Annotated in this window: 18 protein-coding genes and 4 pseudogenes; 12 read left to right on the forward strand and 10 right to left on the reverse strand. The window is 60.0% G+C overall.

All coding sequences use genetic code 11. The annotated features are described in order from the left end of the window. Positions 1 to 4: 4 nt before the first annotated feature. Both BVER_RS08465 and BVER_RS08470 read right to left on the reverse strand, forming a co-directional pair. Positions 5 to 514, reverse strand: a complete 510-nt coding sequence (locus tag BVER_RS08465; RefSeq protein WP_232316449.1) for an SRPBCC family protein — start codon at positions 512 to 514, stop codon at positions 5 to 7. Continuing rightward, entirely contained in the window at positions 504 to 875 is a 372-nt protein-coding gene (locus BVER_RS08470) for an ArsR/SmtB family transcription factor (RefSeq protein ID WP_050452913.1), read from the reverse strand. Before BVER_RS08470 ends, BVER_RS08465 begins: the two co-directional genes overlap by 11 nt. A gap of 105 nt (positions 876 to 980) precedes the next feature. Here BVER_RS08470 and BVER_RS08475 point away from each other — a divergent pair, with 105 nt between their 5' ends. The 9 genes and pseudogenes from BVER_RS08475 (at position 981) to BVER_RS08515 (ending at position 11444) form a co-directional block, all read left to right on the forward strand. Beyond that, on the forward strand, positions 981 to 1829 hold the full coding sequence (locus BVER_RS08475) for an alpha/beta fold hydrolase (protein ID WP_050452914.1): 849 nt from the start codon (positions 981 to 983) through the stop codon (positions 1827 to 1829). Between the two features lie 152 nt (positions 1830 to 1981). Beyond that, entirely contained in the window at positions 1982 to 2989 is a 1008-nt protein-coding gene (gene deoC, locus BVER_RS08480; RefSeq protein WP_050452915.1) for a deoxyribose-phosphate aldolase, read from the forward strand. 29 nt (positions 2990 to 3018) lie between these two features. Continuing rightward, positions 3019 to 5408 (forward strand): annotated as a pseudogene (locus BVER_RS08485) (aldehyde dehydrogenase family protein). Positions 5409 to 5492: 84 nt separating this feature from the next. After that, on the forward strand, positions 5493 to 5966 hold the full coding sequence (locus BVER_RS08490; protein WP_050452916.1) for an RbsD/FucU family protein: 474 nt from the start codon (positions 5493 to 5495) through the stop codon (positions 5964 to 5966). Then, positions 5963 to 6895 carry a ribokinase gene (gene rbsK / locus BVER_RS08495; RefSeq protein WP_050452917.1) on the forward strand — a complete coding sequence of 311 codons (933 nt, stop codon included), beginning with the start codon at positions 5963 to 5965 and terminating at the stop codon, positions 6893 to 6895. Before BVER_RS08490 ends, rbsK begins: the two co-directional genes overlap by 4 nt. Then, positions 6892 to 7943 (forward strand): annotated as a pseudogene (locus tag BVER_RS08500) (ABC transporter permease). The gene rbsK and the pseudogene BVER_RS08500 overlap by 4 nt, the downstream one beginning before the upstream one ends. 65 nt (positions 7944 to 8008) lie before the next feature. Further along, on the forward strand, positions 8009 to 9013 hold the full coding sequence (locus BVER_RS08505; protein ID WP_050452918.1) for a substrate-binding domain-containing protein: 1005 nt from the start codon (positions 8009 to 8011) through the stop codon (positions 9011 to 9013). Between the two features lie 53 nt (positions 9014 to 9066). Next, a complete protein-coding gene (locus BVER_RS08510; protein ID WP_050452930.1) occupies positions 9067 to 10392 on the forward strand; it encodes a sugar ABC transporter ATP-binding protein in 1326 nt (441 codons plus the stop codon). Next, positions 10389 to 11444, forward strand: coding sequence for an ABC transporter permease (locus BVER_RS08515; protein ID WP_198155201.1), 1056 nt, complete (start codon positions 10389 to 10391; stop codon positions 11442 to 11444). Before BVER_RS08510 ends, BVER_RS08515 begins: the two co-directional genes overlap by 4 nt. A 72-nt stretch (positions 11445 to 11516) precedes the next feature. Here BVER_RS08515 and BVER_RS08520 read toward each other — a convergent pair whose 3' ends face one another. The 5 genes and pseudogenes from BVER_RS08520 to BVER_RS08540 all read right to left on the reverse strand — a co-directional run bounded on the left by BVER_RS08520 (position 11517) and on the right by BVER_RS08540 (position 16736). After that, a complete protein-coding gene (locus BVER_RS08520) occupies positions 11517 to 12242 on the reverse strand; it encodes a DeoR family transcriptional regulator (protein ID WP_050452920.1) in 726 nt (241 codons plus the stop codon). Between the two features lie 188 nt (positions 12243 to 12430). Continuing rightward, positions 12431 to 13373: pseudogene (locus BVER_RS08525) on the reverse strand (ABC transporter substrate-binding protein). A gap of 74 nt (positions 13374 to 13447) precedes the next feature. Beyond that, positions 13448 to 14473 (reverse strand): ABC transporter permease, encoded by a 1026-nt coding sequence (locus BVER_RS08530; RefSeq protein WP_050452921.1) that lies wholly within the window; start codon positions 14471 to 14473, stop codon positions 13448 to 13450. A gap of 19 nt (positions 14474 to 14492) precedes the next feature. Then, positions 14493 to 16004: a sugar ABC transporter ATP-binding protein gene (locus tag BVER_RS08535; protein WP_050452922.1), complete on the reverse strand. Its 1512-nt coding sequence runs from the start codon at positions 16002 to 16004 to the stop codon at positions 14493 to 14495. Between the two features lie 54 nt (positions 16005 to 16058). Beyond that, positions 16059 to 16736, reverse strand: a complete 678-nt coding sequence (locus BVER_RS08540; RefSeq protein WP_370444215.1) for a GntR family transcriptional regulator — start codon at positions 16734 to 16736, stop codon at positions 16059 to 16061. 243 nt (positions 16737 to 16979) lie between these two features. Between BVER_RS08540 and BVER_RS08545 the strand changes: the two genes are divergently transcribed. Then, the gene (locus tag BVER_RS08545; RefSeq protein WP_050452924.1) at positions 16980 to 18248 is read left to right on the forward strand and encodes an L-fuconate dehydratase; all 1269 of its coding nucleotides are present in this window, start codon (positions 16980 to 16982) and stop codon (positions 18246 to 18248) included. A gap of 31 nt (positions 18249 to 18279) precedes the next feature. On the opposite strand, the gene BVER_RS31305 is transcribed toward BVER_RS08545, so the two are convergent. From BVER_RS31305 to BVER_RS08560, 3 genes and pseudogenes are all read right to left on the reverse strand, one after another. Then, positions 18280 to 18645 carry a hypothetical protein gene (locus tag BVER_RS31305; protein ID WP_157055970.1) on the reverse strand — a complete coding sequence of 122 codons (366 nt, stop codon included), beginning with the start codon at positions 18643 to 18645 and terminating at the stop codon, positions 18280 to 18282. 272 nt (positions 18646 to 18917) lie between these two features. Then, positions 18918 to 20104: pseudogene (locus BVER_RS08555) on the reverse strand (glycosyltransferase family 9 protein). Positions 20105 to 20274: 170 nt separating this feature from the next. After that, the gene (locus BVER_RS08560; protein WP_050452926.1) at positions 20275 to 21288 is read right to left on the reverse strand and encodes an AraC family transcriptional regulator; all 1014 of its coding nucleotides are present in this window, start codon (positions 21286 to 21288) and stop codon (positions 20275 to 20277) included. A gap of 61 nt (positions 21289 to 21349) precedes the next feature. Here BVER_RS08560 and BVER_RS08565 point away from each other — a divergent pair, with 61 nt between their 5' ends. Together BVER_RS08565 and BVER_RS08570 are read left to right on the forward strand one after the other, a co-directional pair. Then, positions 21350 to 22363, forward strand: coding sequence for an SDR family oxidoreductase (locus BVER_RS08565; RefSeq protein WP_050452927.1), 1014 nt, complete (start codon positions 21350 to 21352; stop codon positions 22361 to 22363). A gap of 229 nt (positions 22364 to 22592) precedes the next feature. Then, positions 22593 to 23447, forward strand: a complete 855-nt coding sequence (locus BVER_RS08570) for an acyltransferase family protein (protein ID WP_050452928.1) — start codon at positions 22593 to 22595, stop codon at positions 23445 to 23447. Positions 23448 to 23518 lie beyond the last annotated feature (71 nt).

A 23518-nucleotide genomic window follows, 5' to 3' on the forward strand; every position in this document is an offset into this window, starting at 1 on the left:
AGGGTCATCGTTTGAGAAAGTCGGCCAGTTGCTCGAAGGTGCCCCCAAAGCCTTGTTCGAGCGATGGCCGCAAATTGTCGAAGAAGCGCAATTCTTCGGTTGTTGCGCCGAAGGGTTGCGCATGCAGCGCAATACGCGTCTTGCCGTCCTGCTCCGTGAACGTCACGATGTTTTCGATTTCCATCGGGCACTCCGCGCTGAAGGGCGCGCGCGCAATGCCGCCGTGCTCGTTGGCGAAGGAGTTGAGCCACACGATGCGTTCGCCATCCACGATCTCGCGATAGTTGAAGCGGCCCCACATGGCGGGCGCACCGGGGAATTTCATCGCATAGTGAAAGAAGCCGCCCGCGCGAAGCTCGAATCGATGCGCTTCCAGCGCGCAGCCCTTCGGGCCCCACCAATGCGCGAGTTGATCGGCCTGACTCCATGCTTGCCACACGCGTTCGCGCGATGCATCGAAGTCGCGGTTCATTTCGAAGATCACCGCATCACGATTGATCGAATCACTTTGCACTTTTCTTTCCTTTGGATGTTGATGATCCCTTAGTCGATTTGCTCGCTTTAAGGAACGCGTCGAGTTTGTCGAAGCTCGCTTCCCGCAACGAACGATAGGCTTCGACCCAATTGGCTGCGGCTTCGAGCGCAGCCGGTTCCAGCCGGCATGGCCGCGTTTGCGCGGCGCGAGTACGGGTAACCAGCCCCGCGCGTTCGAGCACTTTCAGATGCTTGGAAATGGAAGGCTGAGTCATGTCGAACGGTTCGGCGAGTTCGTTGACCGTTGCTTCTCCGCTTGACAGACGAGCGAGCATGGCCCGCCGTGTAGGATCGGCCAGCGCCGCGAAGACTCGATTAAGTTGACTTTCCGACGCATGCATTCCATTGCTTTTAGGTTATATAACTTAAAAGGAATATAAAAGCCGCTTCGGCATTCGTCAAGCGGCTGGTTTATTCTCGAAGACCGTCAACGCGAGGCCGGTTCGATGAGTGACACACCTATTCCATTCGCGGGCGCCTTGCCGCTCGATCACACGTTCGAATTCGACGGGCAAAGCGTGCGGTACGGCGTGATCGGCGAAGGCGCGCCGCTCGTCATGGTGCACGGCACGCCGTTTTCGTCGCAAGTGTGGCGACACATCGCGCCGATCGCGGCGCGCTTCCGGCGTGTGTACTACTTCGATCTGCTCGGTTACGGCGCGTCGGAAAAGCGGGCAGAGCAGAACGTATCGCTTGGCGTGCAGAATCGGCTGCTTGCGGCCCTGTTCGATCATTGGAACGTCGAGCGTCCCGACGTTCTGGCGCACGATTTCGGCGGTGCAACATCGCTTAGAGCGGCCTTGCTCGATGGCTGCGAATATCGCTCGCTCATGCTGGTCGATCCAGTTGCCGTCGCGCCGTGGGGGTCGCCGTTCGTGCGACATGTGCGCCAACACGAATCGGCGTTTGCGGGCGTGCCGCCCTATATGCATCAGGCGATGCTGGATGCTTATCTGCAAGGCGCGGCGCATCGAACGCTTTCGCCTGATGTTCTGCGCATCTATACGCAACCGTGGACCGGCGAGCCGGGACAGGCAGCGTTCTATCGGCAGATCGCGCAGATGGATCCGCGATATACCGACGAGGTGCAGAAGCGCTATAGCGAGCTCAAATACCCCGTGTCGATTCTCTGGGGCGAAGAGGATCAATGGATTCCGATCGAGCGAGGCGTCGAACTGGCCTCGCTGATTCCACATGCGCGTTTCACGCGCGTGCCCGGCGCGGGCCATCTCATGCAGGAGGACGCGCCGGAGGCGATTGTCGGCGAGTTACTGACGTTTTTGCATTTTGCCTAATGAATGCAAAGACCGATGCAGAATTCTCCGCACTTTCCCTATGTTACGATCGTAACAAACATGAGTTAAACTGAGATCAATCTATCAAAAATTGTTGTGCATCGCACAAGATATTGTGTGCGGATCGCAATGGACGATACCGAGCCGATCTCATGTTGGAAACCGCATCGAAGTCCATCGTCGCGTGGCCGGGCAAGACGCCGGCGCATGCCAACGCGCGCAATCCGGGCGTGCCGTTCGATCTATCGTGGCTTGACGGGCTACGCGTCAATCAGTCCGCGGTCTCGCGGCGTGCTTCGACGCTCGGCACGCGCCGCGCCGTCAAGAAGGACGCGCAGGCTGCGTGGCTGCTAAAGGCGATTACCTGTATCGATCTGACGACGCTGAGCGGCGACGACACCCCCGCGCGCGTCGAGCGTTTGTGTGCGAAGGCGCGTCAGCCGCTGCGCGACGATCTGCTCGACGCGCTCGGCATGGCGCCCGCATCGATCAAGACCGGCGCCGTCTGCGTCTATCACCGTTATGTGAAGACGGCCGTTCGCGCGCTCGAAGGCAGCGGCATTCCGGTGGCGGCGGTATCGACGGGATTTCCCGCAGGCCTCAATCCGCATGAACTCAAGTTGCGCGAGATCGAAGCATCGGTTGCGGACGGCGCGGCGGAGATCGATATCGTCGTGACGCGCGAACATGTGCTGACGGGTAACTGGAAAGCGCTCTACGACGAGATGCGCGACTTTCGCGCCGCGTGCGGTGATGCGCACGTCAAGGCGATTCTCGGCACCGGCGATATCCGCACGCTGTCGAATGTCGCCAAGGCTTCGATGATCTGCATGATGGCGGGCGCGGATTTCATCAAGACGTCGACGGGCAAGGAAAGCGTCAACGCCACGCTCGACGTGTCGCTCGTGATGGTGCGCATGATCCGCGAATATCTCGCGCGCACGGGCGTTGCGATCGGCTTCAAGCCGGCGGGTGGCGTATCGACTGCGAAGACCTCGCTCGAATATCAGATCCTCATGAAAGAAGAACTCGGGCGCGCATGGCTCGAGCCGGATCTGTTCCATATCGGCGCATCGAGCCTGCTTGCCGATATCGAACGGCAACTCGAGCATCATGTGAGCGGACGCTATTCGGCGTTCAATCGTCACCCCGTCGCCTGATTCAAGCGATTTTCTTAAGAACCAGCCTCATGAGCGTAGCCGAATACTTCTCCTCGATGGAATACGGACCCGCACCGGAAGACGATCGCGCCGCGCGCGCATGGCTCGATCAACATGAAGGGCGCTTCGGCCATTTCATCGATGGCGCATGGCGTCGAGCCGAAGACGACGAGCATTTCGATTCGCGCGAACCCGCCACGGGCCGCGTGCTCGCATCGATCGCGCAAGGCACGTCGAGCGATGTCGATGCAGCGGTGCAAGCCGCGCATGCCGCGCTCGAAGGATGGCAAGCCATCGGCGGAGCGGGACGCGCGCGACATCTGTATGCGTTGTCGCGCATGGTGCAACGTCATAGCCGACTGTTCGCCGTGCTCGAATCGCTCGATAACGGCAAGCCGATCCGCGAGTCGCGCGATATCGATATCCCCCTTGTTTCAAGGCATTTTCTGCATCATGCGGGATGGGCGCAGTTGCAGCATCGCGAGTTCGCGGACTGGGCGCTGCTCGGTGTGATCGGGCAGATCGTGCCGTGGAATTTTCCCTTGCTGATGCTTGCATGGAAGATCGCGCCGGCCATCGCACTCGGTAACACGGTCGTGTTGAAGCCGGCGGAATATACGCCGCTGACCGCGCTGCTGTTTGCCGAACTCGCACATCGCGCAGGCTTGCCTAAAGGCGTGCTCAATGTCGTCACCGGCGATGGACGCACGGGCGCGGCGCTGGTCGAACACAAGCGCGTGGCGAAGATCGCCTTCACGGGCTCGACCGAAGTCGGACGCCAGATTCGTGCGAGCACCGCAGGCTCGGGCAAGTCGCTTACGCTGGAACTCGGCGGCAAGTCGCCGTTCATCGTATTTGACGATGCCGATCTCGATAGCGCCGTCGAAGGCGTGGTCGATGCGATCTGGTTCAATCAGGGACAAGTGTGTTGCGCGGGTTCGCGTCTGCTGGTGCAGGAAGGGATCGAAGCGCGCTTCGTCGACAAGCTCAAGCAGCGCATGGAAACGTTGCGTGTGGGCACGTCGCTCGATAAGGGCATCGACAGAGCGCGATCGTCGATGACGTGCAGCTTGAACGCATTCGCGCGCTGGTCGATAAAGGCAGAACAGAAGGCTGTGCGATTCATCAGCCGTCGCGTCTTTCGCTGCCGGAAAATGGCGCTTTCTTTCCGCCGACGCTCGTCACGAATGTCGCGCCTGCATCGACGCTCGCGCAAGAAGAGATCTTCGGGCCGGTGCTCGTCACGATGAGTTTCCGCACGCCGGAAGAAGCCGTCGCGCTCGCCAACAACACGCGTTATGGCCTCGCAGCAAGCGTATGGAGCGAAAACATCAGCCGTGCGCTGGACGTCGCGCCTCGCCTGCAATGCGGCGTCGTGTGGATCAACGCGACCAACCTGTTCGATGCAGCCGTGGGCTTCGGCGGATATCGCGAGTCGGGCTTCGGGCGCGAAGGAGGACGCGAAGGCATCTACGAATACCTGAAGCCGCGCGCATGGTCGAAGCTGCCGATGCGAGGCGATGCGAAGTCTTTGCCTGCGCAACCCGACTCGCTCGTCGATACGAACAATGTCAGCGCACTCGATCGGACTGCGAAGCTTTTTATCGGCGGTAAGCAGGCGCGTCCGGATAGCGGCTATTCGCGACTCGTGATGTCGCCGGCGGGCGAGATCGTCGGCGAAGTGGGCGAGGGCAATCGCAAGGATATTCGCAATGCCGTGGCAGCAGCGCGCGGCATGACGAAATGGTCGTCGGCGAGCGCGCATAACCGCGCGCAGGTGCTGTACTACCTCGCGGAAAATTTGAGCGCACGTGCCGACGAGTTCGAGAAGCAACTAATGGTTTGTGCCGGCTCGACCCGGCAAGATGCCAAGCGCGAAGTCGACGCATCCATCGCGCGCTTCTTTACTTATGCGGCCTGGGCCGACAAGTACGACGGCGCGGTGCATGCGCCGCCCTTGCATGGCGTCGCGCTGGCGATGCACGAACCGCTCGGCGTGATCGGCGTCGTGTGTCCCGACGAAGCGCCGTTGCTCGGCTTCGTGTCGCTTATCGCGCCGGCGCTTGCGGTGGGTAATCGCGTGGTCGCGGTGCCTAGCGAAACGTGTCCGCTGATGGCGACCGACTTCTATCAGGTCGCGGATACATCGGACGTGCCGGGCGGCGCGCTGAACATCGTGACCGGCGATACGAAGTCGCTTACGCAAACTCTCGCGCAACACGACGACGTCGATGCGTTGTGGTGCTTCCACGGCGCGGCGTTGTCGGCCTTGGCCGAGCGCGAATCGATCGGCAATCTGAAGCGCACGTTCGTCGATCAGGGCCGCGTGTTCGACTGGCACGATACCGCGAGCGAAGGTTTGCCGTTCCTGCGGCAAGCGGTGCAGGTCAAGAATATCTGGGTGCCTTACGGGGATTAAACGCAAGACATCCGCGACATATAGTTCAAGGCGCGACGAGCCCGCATAGACGATAGGGACGCGCGCATGCATGGAGGAGACACTGTGCTGAAGAACATCGATCCGCTGTTGAACGCCGATATCCTGTACGCACTCGCGTCGATGGGACATGGCGATGAAGTCGTGATCTGCAATGCCCACTTTCCTGCGGATTCCGTCGCGCGGCAAACGGTATTGGGCCGCGTGCTGCGCATGGACGGCGTCGGCGCACCGCGCGCGGTGCGTGCGATTCTGTCCGCGCTGCCGCTCGACACCTTCGTGGACGATCCCGCCGGCCGCATGGAAGTTGTCGGCGATGCGAGCAACTTGCCCGCCGTGCAACGCGAAGCACAACGCGAAGTGGACGAAGCGGAGCAACGCGCTATGCCGTTCGCGCCGATCGAACGTTTCGCGTTCTACGAGCGCGCCAAGCAGGCCTACTGTGTGATCGCGACAGGCAAAGCGCGCGGCTACGGCTGCTTCATCTTCAAGAAGGGGGTGATGCTCGCGCCGGACACGGCGGAAGGAGGCACGCGATGAAAAGCGTCGTCATTCTTGGTATCTACGTGACCGACCTCGCGTTCCGTGCGCAACGCATGCCTTTGCTCGGCGAGACCGTCGCGGGCTCCGCGTTCAAGATGGGACCGGGCGGCAAGGGCTCGAATCAGGCGGTCGCCGCCGCGCGCGCGGGCGCGAACGTGATCTTCTGCACACGCATCGGCGCGGACGCGTTCGGCGAGATCGCGCAGGCGACCTGGCGCGCGGAAGGCATCACCTCGCGCGCGACCGTCATGCAGGACACGGCTACGGGCGCGGCCCACATCTATGTCGACGAGAACACCGGCGGCAATGCGATCATCGTCGCGGCGGGCGCGGCGGGCACGCTCGCACCCGAAGACGTCGATGCAATCGAAAGCGATATCGCCGGTGCAGCAGTGTTCGTCACGCAACTCGAACAACCGATTCCCGCCGCTCGACGCGGACTCGAACTGGCACGCAAGCATGGCGTGACGACGGTGTTCAATCCCGCGCCCGCGCTGCCACTCGACGACGATATCTATCCGCTGTGCGACTACACCACGCCTAATGAAACGGAAGCGACGGCGCTGACGGGTGTGGCCATCGGTCACGTCGATGACGCGCGGCGCGCCGCCGACGTGCTGCTGCAAAAGGGCGCGCGCGCCGTGATCGTCACGCTTGGCGAAGCGGGTGCATTGCTGCATACATCGCAAGAATCGACGCTGGTGCCCGCCTTTAATTGCGGGCGTGTCGTCGAGACGGCAGGCGCTGGCGATGGCTTCACAGGCGGCTTTGCAGCCGCGCTGGCACGCGGCGACTCCGCCCAGGATGCGGTGCGTTTCGGATGCGCGCTGGCAAGCCTGTCGGTGACGCGCGCGGGCACCGCGCCATCGATGCCGCGTCTCGACGAAATCAACGCCGTGCTCACCGAACGGAGCGTGTTGCAATGAAGGGTTCGAAATGGCTCGCGGATCGCCAGTTCAACTTTCTGATCGGCGTGAACGTGCTGGTCGTGATCATCGCGACCTGGCTCTCTCACGGGCAGTTCGTCGATATCGATAATCTGCAGTCGATGGGCGGGCAATTGCCCGAGCTCGGACTGCTTGCGCTCGGCATCATGCTGTCGATTGTGTCGGGTAACGGCGGCATCGATCTGTCGGGCGTGGGGCTCGCGAATCTCTCCGGCATGGTCGCGGCGATGCTGTTGCCGCATATGGTCTCCGGCGACGATTCACCCGCGCTTTATACGGCCGTGTTCGTATGCATCGTCGTGGTGATGGGTGCGATCGGCGGCTTGCTCAACGGTGTCGTTATCGCGAAGCTCAGGCTCACGCCGATTCTCTGTACGCTCGCACGCAGTTGCTGTTCACCGGCATTGCGGTGGTGTTGAGCAATGGCGCATCGGTGCGCGTGGAGTATGTCGATCAGCTGTTGAACATCGGCAATGGCACCTTTCTGCAAGTGCCCATTTCGCTGTGGATCTTTATCGCTGCGGTGCTCGTGCTCGGCTGGATTCTCAAGCGCACGCCTTTCGGTCTGCGTCTCTATCTGATGGGCACGAATCCCAAGGCTGCGTTTTATGCGGGCATTCCGCGCGCGCGGATGTTGATCGTCACGTATGGCATGTGCGGCGTGCTCGCGTCGCTGGCGGGTCTTATCAGCGCGACGCATACGTCCAGCGCCAAGTGGGATTACGGCAATTCGTATCTGCTGATCGCGATTCTTATCGCGGTGATGGGCGGCGTGAACCCGGCGGGCGACTATGGACGCATCGTCTGCGTGTTTCTTGCCGCGACCGTGCTGCAATTCCTGTCGAGCCTGTTTAATCTGCTGGGCGTATCGCAGTTTTTCGGCGATTGCGCGTGGGGCTTCCTGTTGCTGGCATCGCTTGCATTTGCGGGCGGCGATCGCGTGCGCGCGATCTTCGGTATCGGCGGAGCGGGTCCCAAGAGTACGAAAGGCAATGTGCCACGGCCACCGGCATCGACGGGACGCTGATGATTTGCGTGTGATTTTTCAAATAGACCCAAATAGACTAATCGAAGCTTCAAGGAGACTGCGCAATGAAACTGAACAAACTCGCTACCGCGCTGACCGCCGTCGCACTCGCGGTCGGCACGATTGCAGCCGTGCAAGCCGCGACCAATGAAACCATCGTGACCGTGGTGAAGGTCACCGGGATCAACTGGTTCAATCGCATGGAGGAAGGCGTGAAGGAATTCGGCAAGGCGAATCCGAATATCAACGCTTATCAGACAGGACCGGGCCGCGCCGATGCCGCGCAGCAATTGAAGATCATCGAAGATCTGATCGCCAAGAAAGTGACGGCAATTGCCGTGGTTCCGTACGATCCGCCGACGCTCGAACCCGCGCTCAAGAAGGCGATGGATCGCGGAATCAAGGTGGTGACGCACGAAGCGGACAACGCCAAGAATACGATGGTCGATATCGAAGCTTTCGATAACACCGCTTACGGCGCGGGCCTCAACGAACGTCTCGCCAAGTGCATGAACGATCAGGGCAAGTGGGCCGTGCTGGTCGGCTCGCTCGGCAGCCGTTCGCAAGTGCAATGGGCCGATGGCGGCATTCAGAACGCCAAGGCCAAGTATCCGAAAATGGATCTCGTCGAGCCCAAGCTCGAAACGAATAACGACGGCGAACGCGCATATCAGGTCGCCAAGGAAGTGCTGCGCAAGCATCCCGATCTCACGGGCTTCCAGGGCTCGTCGTTGCTGGATGTAATCGGCATTGGCCGCGCGGTGGAAGAGGCCGGCAAGGTCGGCAAGATCTGCGTGTACGGCACGGGCCTGCCGACGGAAGCGGCCAAGTTCCTCGAAAGCGGCGCGATCAACGGCATCGCCTTCTGGGATCCGAAGCTCGCCGGACTCGCGATGAACAAGGTCGCGCAGATGCTGGTCGACGGCAAGGAAGTGCAGAACGGCGCGGACCTGGGCATCACCGGCTATAACAAGGTGACCGTGTCGAAAGGTCCGGGCAAGGGCGTGATCGTGCGCGGCACGGGCTGGGTCGACGTCGACAAGTCGAACTACAAGCAATACAACTTCTGATGCGATGTGCGGCGCGCGTCGTGTCACGGCGCGCGTCTTACCTTGAATACGTCATGACCCAAGAGACACCGCTACTCGAAGTCGTCGATATCCATAAGCGCTTTACCGGCGTGTATGCGCTGCGCGGCGTGAGCCTCGCGTTCGAGAATGTCGCGCTGACGTCCGAGCTTGCGCAACATGGGGGCAAGCTTGTCCGTACTTTCGATCGCAAGGCGCTGGCGCAGACCGCCGCGCGTGCGCTCGAAGCGGTGGACTTGCCGGGCGATGCCGATTTCCAGAAGACGCTCGTCGAGCAATTGCCGCTTGCCACACGGCAACTCGTGGCGATTGCGCGGGCGATCGCGAGCGAGGCGAAATTCGTCATCATGGACGAACCGACCACCTCGCTTACGCAAAAGGAAGTCGACAATCTGATTGCAATGCTAACTAAACTTCGTGCGGACGGCGTAGCTGTTTTGTTCGTCAGTCACAAGCTCGACGAATGCTATGCGATCGGCGGCGAAGTGATCGTATTGCGCGACGGGCAGAAGATGGCGCAAGGTCCCATCGAAAACTATACGAAGGCGCAGATCAGCGAGCTCATGACGGGCAAGCATCTGTCGACGGAACGCTATCGCGCGGAAGGCGAGGAGGGCGCGTCACAGGTCGTGCTCGACGTGCAGGCGCTCGGCTGCAAGGGCCAGTTCGCGGATGTATCGTTCAAGCTGCACAAGGGCGAAATTCTCGGCGTGACGGGACTGCTGGACTCAGGCCGCAATGAACTCGCACGCGCGCTTGCGGGCGTCGCACCTGCGGATACCGGCACGGTCACGCTCGATGGCATGCGCATACGTCTGCAATCGCCTGCCGATGCCAAGCTGCAACGCATCGGCTATGTGCCCGAAGACCGCCTGAACGAAGGCCTTTTTCTCGACAAACCGATTCGCGACAACGTAGTCACCGCGATGATCGCGAGCCTGCGCGACCGCTTCGGACAGATCGATCGCAAGTGCGCACAGGAACTCGCCGAACAGACGGTGAAGGATCTGCAGATCGCGACGCCCGATGTCGACAAGCCGGTGCAATCGCTCTCGGGCGGCAATCAGCAACGCGTGCTGATCGGGCGCTGGCTTGCCATCGATCCGCGTGTGCTGATTCTGCATGGGCCGACAGTGGGCGTCGATGTCGGGTCGAAGGACATCATCTATCGCATCATGCAGCGGCTGTCGAAAGAGGGTATCGGCATCATTCTGATCAGCGATGACCTGCCCGAACTGCTGCAGAACTGCGACCGCATTCTGATGATGAAGAAAGGCCGTATCGCAAGCGAATATCGCGCGGATCGTCTGAACGAGGCCGATCTCTATCACGCGCTACTTTCAGAGGCAGCATTAGCATGAGCGAATCCATCCGCCGCACGGGACGCGAGCCGATGCCGCAGCAAACGGCTGAGGTCGCGCCGCGTGTGAGCAAGGGCAATCTTTACGCGCAACTGATGCGCAATCCGGAGTGGTTTACGGCAGGGCTGATCGTGCTGACGTGTCTGATCGTGGGCGGGATCAATCCGCGCTTCTTTCAGTTCGCCACGCTGTTCGACATGCTGCATTCGGCGACGACCGTGTCGCTGTTCGCGCTCGGCACGCTTGTCGTGCTGGCGTCGGGCGGCATCGATGTATCGTTCACGGCGATCGCCGCGTTCACGATGTACTCGCTCACCAAGGCAGTTTTCGCGTGGTGGCCCGATTGTCCGTTCGTGCTGATTCTGCTTGCGGGCGCGGTCGGAGGCGTGGTGCTGGGCGTGATCAACGGCATGCTGGTGCATCGGCTCAAGGCGCCTTCGCTGATCGTGACCATCGGCACGCAGTATCTGTATCGCGGTTTGCTGCTGACCTTCGTCGGCACGCAGTTCTTTATGAACATTCCGCATAGCATGGATACGTTCGGCCGCTTGCCGCTGTTTTTCTATCACACGGCCGATGGCTTGCGCGCGGTGTTGCCTGCATCCGTGCTTGCGCTCGTGATTGCCGCTGTCGTGACATGGTGGCTTCTCAATCGCACGATGATGGGACGCGGCGTCTATGCGATGGGCGGCAGTCTCGCCATTGCGGAACGTCTCGGCTATAACCTGCGCACGATTCATCTATTCGTGTTCGGTTATACAGGACTGCTGGCGGGCGTGGCGGGGATTCTGCACGTGTCGACCAATCGTCTCGCCAATCCGTTCGATCTGGTCGGCACCGAACTCGATGTGATCGCCGCAGTGATTCTCGGCGGCGCGCGCATTACGGGTGGCACGGGAACGGTGATGGGCACCTTGCTTGGCGTCGTGCTCGTCACGCTGATCAACAGCGTGCTGATTCTCGTGGGCGTGCCGAGCACCTGGCAGAAGGTGATCATCGGCGCGTTTATTCTCGTCGCGGGTACGCTGTTCGCGTTGGGGCGTCGTCGCTAAAGCGCTTGAGCGTTAAAGCTAAAAAGCCTGTTCGTTTTTAGACGAACAGGCTTTTTTTATGCTTAAGAATAATTAGGCACGCGCGCGTGGTGCTTGCCCTTCTTCGGTAATGACAGAGTCGAACTCGGAGAGTTGCGAGAAGCGCACGGCCTTGACCTTGCCGAACTTGCTTGCATCGACGACCAGATGGCGTTCGACGGCGCTTTCCATCGCAGCCTGCTTGATGGCGACTTCATGAAAATTCCAGCATGTCACGCCGCGCGCTTCGTCGACGCCGCCCGCCGACATGAACGCCTTGTTGATGCCCATGCGCCGCAAGGTCTCGACGCTTTCATCGCTGGCGAAGGATTCCGATGACGGCACATACACGCCGCCAAGCAAAATCATGCGCACGTTGGGCTTGCGCCGCAAAATTTCCGCGACGTTCAACGAATAGCACACCACCGTCAGATGCATCTCGGCGGGAATAAGTCGCGCCAGGGTAGTCAACGTGGTGCCGCAATCGATAAAGATGGTTTCGCTATCGACCAGCAAGTGCGCCGCATGGTTCGATGCGATCGCCTTGGCTTGCGCGAAGTGATCCTTTTCTTCTTCGATGGTGTAGCCGGCGACATTCGGCAGATCGGCCGCGCTGACGATATAGCCGCCGAGATACGTGAACTGCGCCGGGTTGGCGGCGACGTCGCGCCGCACGGTCATCTCCGATACACCGAGCAACGCGGCGGCATCGCGCAGACGCATGACGTTTTGTTTTTCGAGCGCGCTGGAAAGCGTGCGCAAGCGATCGTTCTTGGCCATCGGAGCGGCGCGTCGCGACGAAATGCGCGAACGCGCGGTGTTAGGTTTCGGTCGTGGGATGAGAGAATGATAACAATGCAAGGCGCGCGCTTGCGTGGTTTGATTGGCTTGCGCGGGTAAATCCGGACAAGAAACGAAAAGAGGAAGCGTCGCGCTTCCTCTTGATGCACGCGTTAAGTTGCGCTCAATCAGTCATATAGCACGGCCTTGATCTTCGGGTCGTCCATGTTGCTCTTGTCGTACCAGTAGAAGCCGGTATCCACTTTTTTTCGGCAGCTTTTCGCCCTTGAGCGCTTTCACCGCCGAGTCCACCACGCACTTGCCGATGCCGATCGGATTTTGCGTGATCGCGCCCGCCATCAGTCCGGACATGATGTCGTCCTTCTGCTCCTTGCCCGAGTCATAGCCGATCAGCACGAGCTTCTTGCCGAACTCTTTCACGCCGATGGCCGCGCCTTCCGCCGAGCCTTCGTTGGCGCCGAACATGCCTTTGATATTCGGATTCGCCTGGATCATCGCTTTAGCGATTTCAGCGGACTTGAGGTGATCGCCGCAGCTATATTGCACCGACACGATCTTGACGTTCGGATGCTTCGATTTCATCTCGTTGAGAAAGCCGTCGCGACGATCGATACCCGTGCGGCTGGTCTGATCGTGAACGATTACGCCCACTTCGCCTGCATTGCCGATGGCGTCCGCCATCTTGTCGGCGGCGAGCGCGGCGGCGGCGAGATTGTCGGTGGCGCAGGTGGTCAGCGGAATATCGCTATCGACGCCCGAGTTGAATGCGATGATCGGAATCTTGTTGTTCTGCGCGCGTTTGAGCAAGGGAATGGCGGCCTTGCTATCGAGCGCTGCAATGCCGATCGCTTGCGGTTTTTTAGCGAGCGCGGCGGACAGCATGTCGATTTGCTTGTCGACCATCGCTTCGGTTTCGGGACCTTCGAACGTGATCTTTACGTTGTGTTCCTTCGCGCCTTGCTCGGCGCCCGCTTTGACCGCTTGCCAGAACTGATGCTGGAAGCCCTTGGAAATAAGCGGAATATACGGCTGGTCCGCTTGAGCGGCACCCGTCGCGCCGATCAGCGCGCTTGCGCCAATCACGACCGCGATGATTTTTCTTTTCAGCATAATGGATCTCCTCCTTGGATAGGCCATTGATCTCGACTCGTCTTAAGAGTCTTTTAGTGCTTCTTTGCCAGGCTTCAGCTTTTCTTGCGGCGCAGGATATCCGCATAGACCGCGAGAATGATGATGAGACCCGTCACCACGATCTGCCACTCCTGCGCGACCGACATGATGCGCAAGCCGTTGGTCAGCACGCTCATGATGAACGCGCCGATGATAGTGCCGAGAATCGTGCCCGAGCCGCCGCTCAGCGATGTTCCGCCGATAACGACGGCCGCAATCGCATCGAGTTCGTAGCCTTGCCCTAATGCCGGCTGCGCGGAATTCAGACGCGACGCGATCAGCAGACCGGCCACGCCGCAGATCGCGCCGCCCAGTCCATAAATGGCGATCTTCCATCGATCGACATTGACGCCGGAAAGCCGCACGGCTTCTTCGTTGCTGCCGAGCGCGAACGTATAGCGGCCGAGCGCGGTACGGTTCAACGTGATGGAACTGACGATGGCGAGAAAGAACAGAATGAGCACCGCATTCGGAATCGGCACGCTAGGCAGGAAATAGCCGATCAGCGAATCCTGCGAAATCATGTAGAAATTTTCGGTGTCGGTGAAATAGATCGGCTTGTCGGCAGAGACGACGAGCGACAGGCCTTTGAGCAGCATCATCATCCCTAGCGTGGCGATGAAAGGCGGAATCTTCATCTTCGCCGTCAACGTGCCGGAGACAGTGCCGCTAAGCGCGCCGGTAACGATGGCCGCGATCACGCCGAGCCACATCGACATATGCCAGTACGTGAGGAATACGCCGTAAATCACGGCGGTAAAGGTCATCAGCGTGCCGACCGAAAGATCGATGCCGCCTGTGATGATCACGAACGTGCACGCAATCGCAAGCACGCCGTTGACGGCCGTCGCTTGCAAGATGCCGAGGATATTGTCCATCTGCATGAAAGCGGGCGACGCGAAGCTAAAGAAAATCAATAGCAGAATCAGGCTGGCGAAAGCCAATAATTTTTGCAGCGCCGTCGGCGAAAATACCCGCGCGCGCAAGCCGTTGGTTCGCTTGGCTTCGGCCAGCGCCGACGGTTCCGTTGTCTGTGTCATGAGTTCGGCCTCTTGCGGCTCAAGCCGCTTTTAAAGATTCGCGTTTGGTGGCGAGTTGCATGATTCGCTCTTGCGTCGCTTCGGCGGAAGACAATTCGCCTGTGATGCGCCCTTCGCACATCACGACGATGCGATCGCTCATGCGCAGAATTTCCGGCAGCTCCGAAGAAATCATCACGATCGCTTTGCCTTGCTCGGCCAGCGAGCGCAAGAGCTTGTAAATCTCGCTCTTGGCGCCAACGTCGATGCCGCGAGTCGGTTCGTCGAAAAACAAGACGTCGCAATCGCGCTCGAGCCATTTCGCGATCACGATCTTTTGTTGATTGCCGCCCGATAGCAGACGCACCGGCTGCGTGGGCGAGGGCGTGCGAATCGCCAATAGCTTGATGAAGTGCGACGCCGTCTTGCGAATCTTCGCGCGACGCAGAAACATGCCCGCGCCCAGAAACTTGCCGAGATTCGACATGACGATATTCGATTCGACATCCATGCCGGTCGCAAGCCCGAAGCGCTTGCGATCCTCGGATAGATAGCCGATACCGCGCTTCACGGCATCGCTAGGCTTTTTGATCGACGCCTTGACGCCTTTAACGATAATCTTGCCCGAACCAACCGGATCCGCGCCAAAGACCGCGCGCGCGACTTCGGTACGGCCCGCGCCCATGAGTCCGGCAAAGCCCAAAATCTCGCCTTTACGCAGCGTGAAACTGACGTCACGCACGAGCGGCCCCGCGTTGAGATGCTTCACTTCGAGCGCGACTTCGCCCTGATGCGCGCCACCGAGGAACGACGTGAGATCGGTCAGCGTGCGTCCCACCATCATGCCGATGATGGTCTCGACGCTCGTCGTTTTGGTATCGACGGTCGCGACATATTCGCCATCGCGCAACACCGTGACACGATCGGAAATCTGCTCGAGTTCATCCATCTTGTGCGAGATATACACGACGCCAACGCCGCGCTCCTTCAACTGGCGAATGATGCGGAACAGCTCGGCAATTTCCGCATCGTTGAGCGCGGAGGTCGGTTCGTCCATGATCAGCACGCGCGAATCGAAGGACAGCGCCTTGGCGATCTCCACCATCTGCTGACTCGCAACGGTCAGCGTGCCGACGATAGTGCGCGGATCGAGATTCACGTGCATCCGCGTGAGGATGTCGCGCGCCGCTGCATTGAGTGTGTCTTCGTCGAGCAGCAGTCCCATCAGCTTGCGCGGCTCGCGTCCGATAAAGATATTCTGCGCGACTGTCAGATGGTTCATCAGTTGAAGTTCCTGATGAATGATGCCGATGCCCAGCGCCTGCGCCTCGCGCGGGCTCGTGAATTCGACCGGCTGACCATTGACGAGCATGTCGCCTGAATCGCGCTTATAGACGCCGGCCAGTATCTTCATGAGCGTCGATTTGCCCGCGCCGTTTTCGCCCATCAACGCGTGGACTTCGCCGGGCAGGACATCGAACTGCACTTCATGCAGCGCGCGCACGCCGGGAAAGCGCTTGCTGAGTCGATTGACGGAGATGAGAGGTGTCATGTTCGGTTTGGAGTAGCCAGGGCGAGCTTGCTTCGTCTTTAGCGCAGGCTTTGATCACGGCGCGAACAGATCCGGCCGCTCTTGCGTCGAGCGGCGCAATTCGGCGATGACCTGATCGAGATGGTCGTGCATGGCCTTGGCGGCGAGATCGGTCTTGCCGTTTTTGATCGCTTCGAATATGCGTTCGTGTTCCGCCAGCGTGTGCACGAGCCGTTCGGGACTGGCAAGCAGCTGTCGCGCGCGATCCAGGGCGCTGCGCGAGACGGCGACGATTTCCTTGACGCGCGGTAGGTTGATCGCGTCGAGCAGAATCTCGTGGAAGGCGAGGTCGAGCGCATGAAACGCAAGACGTTGGCCGCTTTTCAAGGCCGCGCGTTGCTGGTCGAGATTGAGCGCGAGGGCGTCGAGCACGGTTGCATCGCGCAATGAGGCCACGCCGCGCACGGTCTCGACTTCGAGCGCGCTGCGAATAAACAGGTGTTGATGAATGTCTTCGAGCATGATCGGCTTTACGCGCGTGCCGCGTTGCGGCAGGACTTCGACGAGCCCCGCATGTTCGAGCCGCGCAAGCGCCGCCGATACCGGAAAGCGCGATACGCCCATGCGTTCGCACACCGCAAGCTTGTCGATCATCATGCCCGGCTCGAGCGCCAGCGTGACGATGGCTTCTCTCAGCGCGGCCTCGACGGCATCCGTGAGGCTGCCGCGTTCGCCGCTCTTTATCTTGTGCAACGCATCATACGGAGTGCTGATGACACTCGATGTATCCGGAGAGGTACTCACGGGCGCTTGATTTCCGATGGAGATGCTAGCATGCTAGAAAGCAGATCGAGGCTTGTCAACGCGTGCAAATGCTTAGCACCTCGCTTAGCGATGCACTATCTCTAAGTGTGGGACGCCAACCCATTCGACACCTTGTTTTTAGGTGTTTTCCCGCAGAATAAAGTCGAACGACGATGTTAAGGAGACGCTCTTATGACCACCATTACGAAGCTGTCGGTACGCGATATCCGCTTTCCCACTTCTCGTTCGCTGGATGGATCGGACGCCATGAATGCGACGCCCGATTACTCGGCGACCTATGTCACGCTAGAGACCGATGCATCGAACGGACTTGTCGGGCATGGGTTGACTTTTACCATCGGTCGCGGCAATGAGATTTGCGTGAGCGCGGTCAATGCGCTTGCGCCGCTGATCGTTGGCAGGAAGCTCGAAGACATCACGTCGAATATGGGCGCCTTCTGGCGCGCGTTTACATCGGATAGTCAGTTGCGATGGATCGGTCCGGACAAAGGCGCGATTCATCTGGCTACCGTTGCCGTCGTCAATGCAGCATGGGATCTGTGGGCGAGGTCGGAGGGCAAGCCTGTCTGGAAGCTGCTAGCGGATACGACGCCGGAAGAACTCGTGCGCTGTCTGGACTTTCGCTACGTGACCGATGCGATCACGCCTTACGAGGCCATCGCGATTCTCGAGCGCCATGCGGCCACACGCGGCGAGCGCGAAAAGGAAATGCTTGCGAAGGGCTATCCCGCCTACACGACATCGGCAGGCTGGCTCGGTTACGACGACGATAAAATCCGGCGGCTGGCACGCGAAGGCGTCGCGCAGGGCTGGACGCATTTCAAGCAGAAGGTGGGCGGCAATCTCGAAGAAGACGTGCGTCGTGCGCGCATCTTGCGCGAAGAAATCGGTCCGAACTCCAGGCTGATGATGGACGCCAATCAGGTCTGGGACGTCGACGAAGCCATTGCCAATATGCGGCGTCTGGCTGAATTCGATCCGTGGTGGATCGAGGAACCGACCAGCCCCGACGACGTGCTCGGTCACGCGGCCATTCGCCGACGCCTCGGATCGATCGGCGTCGCGACGGACGAGCATTATCAAAACCGCGTGATGTTCAAGCAGTTGTTACAAGCGGAGGCGATCGATTTTTGCCAGATCGACAGTTGCCGTCTGGGCGGACTCAACGAAGTGATCGTCGTGTTGCTGATGGCGGCGAAATTCGGCGTGCCCGTGTGCCCGCATGCGGGCGGCGTGGGCTTGTGCGAATACGTGCAGCATATATCGCTGTTCGATTACATCTGCGTGTCGGGGTCGCTCGACAATCGTGTGCTCGAATATGTCGATCATCTGCATGAGCACTTTATCGATCCCGTGGTGATCCGAAACGGGCGCTATATGCCGCCGCAGCGCGCCGGCTATAGCATCGAGATGAAGGCGGACACGCTCGATCGCTTTTGATATCCCGATGGCGAAGCCTGGCGCGAATGATCTACTCCGACCACATGCGATCGACGACGAGCTGACCGCATGCGGCCACCGCGCCCGCCACGACAGGTACCATATGCGCAGGCACGCTCCATTCGAGCGCCGTGGTGTCCTGCCTAAGCTGCTCCGCGAAGAGATGAAAAACCTCCAGACAGGCCAGCTCGGGATGCGGGTCGACGCCGCCCTGTTCGCGATACAGGCAAGCGAAGTGCAGCACGCAGCGGCTAAGCGTGGCACTGGTCAACAGCGCCCAGGCGTGATCCTCTCGGCCTGACAGGCTGCGCTGCATCTCATGCACGGTCGACCAGAGCACTCCGGCGAGGTGTTCAGGGATACCAAGATATACGTACCCGACACTGTTGCTTTCCACGATTTACTCCTCACCAGAACTTTGCCTGCGGCGGATTAGGCCTTTGCAAGGCGCGTGCCGCAGCGAAAAGTAATCGTTATCCTTAGAAGAACGCCCGGCGCGGCAGGCGTGCGATCGCACAAGCTGCCGGGTCCGCGAGCATTTGCCCATATAACGATGGACGCGCGATGAACGTTCGACGCGCGTGCGCACCGCGAGCGGACACGCAGCCACGCGCATGCACCACGACGATGCTTGCCTTAGTGGTCCTGTCATTCGTCGAGGACAGTCCGTTATTCAGGCATCGCGATGGATGCATCGTGCGAGCGTCGTCGTTCGCTCAGCGATTCCAGCACGGCATGCACGACGCGATCGACGCTCGGCCAATTTTTCTCGTGCTGGCTCTCGACATAGTGATCCGGCGACACGCTGCGATAGTTCGCGGGATAGCCCCAGATCGCGTCGTGGACAGCCGGTCGCGTGATGCTGCCGCCGACCACCGCGACGATCGGCCGATGAAACGCTGCGGCCACATGCATCAGCATCGACGAGTTGGTGAGCACGACGTCGGCGCCTTCTGCGAGCGCGAAGACGGTGCGCATCGGCACCGCGCCCGCGACCGAGCGTGCTTTCGTGCCCGGTCCCATCGCGGCGACGGCTTCGGCTGCGCGTGCCTTGTCGGCTTCGCTGCCGACGATGACGATATCGCATGTATCGCCCGATCGTTCCAGCGTCGATGCGATCTGTGTCAGGGCTTGGGCAACCTGTCGTGGGTCCCATATCTTGGTTGTCACGCCCGCGCCAATGCCGACCAGCACGCGCACCGTGCGGCTGCCCGGCGCGGCGGCGTTCCAGATTACCGAGGCGCGCGCGCGTTCTTCGTCCGTGAGGAAGAGTTGCGGCCGGGCTTCGGGGAGATCGGTTGCGCCGAGCAATTCCGCTTGCGCGAGCGCGGCCCGGCCCGGCCCGACTGGCGATGCGCGAAGTCGATGAATTCCTGACAGCCGCTATGACCGCCGCGATAGCCGCGCACGCCGATGCGATATCGCACGCCGAACCGCATCATCAGCAGCGCGCCCATGTAGCTGCCGAGCACGTCGATGCCGACATCGAAACCGCCGCGTCTGCGCAGCGCGGCGACTTGCGGCGATTTCAGCAGAAAACGCGCGACGCTACCCGGCGAACGGTCCTGGACAATCTTGTTGTTCCACGGTGCATCGAGCTCGACGATCTCATCGATGAAGGGATTATTTTCCAGAATCGGACGTCCCCAATTGCCGATGCCCGCGACGATGCGCGTCGACGGGAAGCGCTTTTTCAGCGCCTCAAAGATCGGCGTGGTGCTCAGCAATTCGCCGAAATCGTTCGGCCGCAGCACGAGGATGTCGCGCGAGGTGTTGCGATGCGGATCATGTCGTGGCGGATTGAAACGGCCGATCGTCCAGACCGGCAACTCCGTAAGCAGGTTTTTCCAACCCATTGCTTCTCCAGGGGACGCGAGCAGCGCCGGATGGCGCCGAGCAAGTACAGCGATTGTCCATATGGAATGCGCCGCGATCTGTGCTCCGGCTTACGGAAATCCGATTATCCGCGCGAAAAGCTCAAGGTTCTTAGCAAGCTTTAAGCGTGGCAAGGCTTAGCGTTTTGGCGCTAATTTAATTCGCTTGAAAATTCGAACGCGTCCGCTTCGTCGATGCCGCGCTCATCCTCGGGCCGATTGGCGTTTCGATAATCCCTGGGCGAATGTCCGGTCATTCTTTTAAATGCATTGCTGAACGCGCTTTCCGACGTATAGCCGATCGATTGCGCGATCACCGCCACCGGAGTCGTGCTGTCGCGCAAAGCCTGTTGCGCCAGACGCATGCGCCATTCGCCGAGATAAGTGAGCGGTGCGACGCCTGCCGCCGTTCTAAAGCGTGAGGCGAAGGTGGTACGCGACATCGCGCAGGCATCGGCGAGTTCGTCGAGGTGCCAATTGCGCGCGGGATCGCCGTGCATAAGCACCAGCGCGGGTTTCAGACGCCCATCGCTCATCGCGCGAAACCAGCCGGGCGACATGACGGCGGCACTCTCCATATGCGCGCGCAGGATCTGGATAAATAGCAGTTGAGCCAGATGGGCCGATGCGAGTTGCGAGCCCAGCTGCACGTCCGATCGTTCGTCGACGAGTTGCGTCAACAGCCAGCGAAACGCGGTGGCTTGCGTCGTCGCCGCATCGATGCGAATCCACGGCGGCAGGGCGTTGGCGACGAGCGGACCGCTTGCGGCATCGAGCCGTACATGTCCGCCGATATACGCTAAATCTTCTCCGTCGCCGATTTGCGTAGCGGACTTTCCCGCGCCGGAAAAAAGGCTCATCGCGTCGACGGGCGCCTGATTTAAATCGCTAGCCACGATGAACGAGCGCGGCGCGGCAAGCAAACCTACATCGCCTTTCTCAAAGCGGATCGCATCTTTTTCCCCGTCGATGCTGACCCAGCAATGTCCTTTGACGATGGCAAAGAATTTGATCGTCGTCGGCGCGGGAAAGCGGATGGCCCAAGCGCCGCCAGCGGAAAAGCCGCCTGTCACCAGCGATTCGGCATGAGTCAGTCTGAGGATATCGGACAAGGGATCGGTAGCCATGTTCGTACTATCGCGCAAGTATTTCGCATCTTCAAGCATTCTCCGTTCGAACGAAGGCATTTAATCTGAACGCTCTTAACGATCGACTAAAGGAATAGGCATGAGTGGCGAACTCGTACTTGTCACGGGCGGGACTGGCTTTATCGCGCAGCATTGCATTCTGGCATTGCTGCAAAGCGGCTATCGCGTGCGAACCACCGTTCGCTCGCTGACGCGCGAGGAGGAAGTGCGCAAGCAACTCGAAACCGGCGGAATGAAAGCGGGGGATTCCTTGTCCTTCGTCGCCGCCGATTTGATGCACGACGCCGCCTGGCCGAATGCGATGGCGGACTGCGCCTATGTCTTGCACGGCGCATCGCCGACGCCATCGGGCGATCAGGTCAGCGAAGACGATTGGGTCAAGCCCGCCGTCGACGGCAATCTGCGCGTATTGCGCGCCGCGCGCGATGCGGGCGTGAAGCGCGTCGTGCTGACGTCCGCATTCGGCGCGGTCGGCATGGGTCATTCGGCGGAACATCGTTGTCCGTTCGATGAAACCGACTGGAGCGAGTTGACCGAGGACGTCGCACCGTATCAGAAGTCGAAGACGCTGTCGGAGCGTGCAGCGTGGGACTTTATTCGCACCGAAGGAGGCGGGCTGGAACTGTCGGCGATCAATCCGGTGGCGGTGCTCGGCCCCGCGCTGGGCGCGGATTTTTCGCATTCGGTTCGTATCATCAAGAGCCTGCTGGATGGCCAGCCGGGTTGCCTTAATATCAATTCGGGATTCGTCGATGTGCGCGACGTGGCCGATCTGCATGTGCGTGCAATGACGCATCCATCGGCCAAGGGCGAGCGCTTCCTTGCGACGGCCGGCGAGAGCATGTGGATGATCGACGTCGCGAAGGTGCTTAAAGCAAGGCTCGGCGAGGTGGCGAACAAGGTGCCCTTAAACGTGTTACCGGACGCCGAAGTACGCAAGCATCCTGCAATGCAGGGAATTGTTTCGTTGCTCGGCATCAACCTGAATGCAACGAGCGATAAGGCGATCCGTCTGCTGGACTGGAAGCCGCGATCGCAAGAGGAGGCAATCGTTGCATGCGCTGAGAGTCTCGCGCAGCTTGGCTTGCTTTGATTCGCTAGAAGAAAACGGGCAGGGCGCTAAGAAGAAAAGGCGCTTTGCTCTATTCGTTTTCACACGTTCTAAAGATTAATCCAGAAATGGAAAGGATGACCAACTTCATACGATAAGTGCCGATAACGCCAAGAGCATGGCCGTCGCAAGTCTATTTTTTCAACTACGCTGACGATGCTCGTTGACAAGAGAACTCTTGCCCCGTCCAAATCTCGGATAAGACACACTCATGGCGTCCAGCCCGTTCCCGTTGTGGTCCGCGTGTTTGACGACGATCGTCTGCTTTATCGTCGCGGGCGCGTTGGGCAAGCGCAGCCCGATGATTCGCGACGAAATCGATGAACTCGGACACGCTCAACGCTACGGCTATCTCGATGGCTTGCGAGGCTATCTCGCGTTTGCGGTGTTTTTGACGCACACGGCATCGAGCGCGATCTGGTATCGAACCGGCGAATGGGTATGGCCCGATTCCACGTTTTACATTCTGTGCGGACGCGTCCCGGTATCGCTGTTTTTCATGATCACAGGCTTTCTGTTTTCGCAGAAGCTCATGATGTCGCGCAGTCGCGTGAATTGGCGGCGCTTGTATCTGTCGCGATTGGGAAGGCTCGCGCCGCTCTATTTGTTCGTTACGACGATGGTCTTCATCGTCGTCGGATATGTCACGGGCTGGACATTGCATGTTGCGCCATCGGAACTGCTTCGCGGCGCGGCGAGATGGCTCGCGCTCGGCATATTGGGCCATCACGATCTCAACGGACTCCAGCAATCGTGGATGATCAATCCAGCGACGTGGACGCTGCGCTATGAATGGACGTTCTATGCGCTTCTGCCTTTGCTCGCGTTTTTTCTGACGACGCCGCGTTTCGTGCTTGTCACGATCGTCTTGCTGGCGCTGGTTTACGGCGCAGGCTTGCTAGAACCCGTGTGGGTGAATTTCCTGTTCGGAATCGCGGCGGCCAAGCTTAAGATCCGCTACAAAACGCTTGCCGGATTGGATGGAAAACGCGCGGCCATCGTCGCTTTTATTTGTGCGCCGAGCATGCGCAACAGCTTGGGGGTGCAAGTTCCCTGTCCAGCCTGATGGGGCGAAGGCCTAGTGAAACGCAAGGGCGTCGTTGTGAGGCGGGGTCTGAAGGAAGCGTGTAGCAAAGC

This window comes from Candidatus Burkholderia verschuerenii, from assembly GCF_001189365.1.
GTDB lineage: Bacteria > Pseudomonadota > Gammaproteobacteria > Burkholderiales > Burkholderiaceae > Caballeronia > Caballeronia verschuerenii.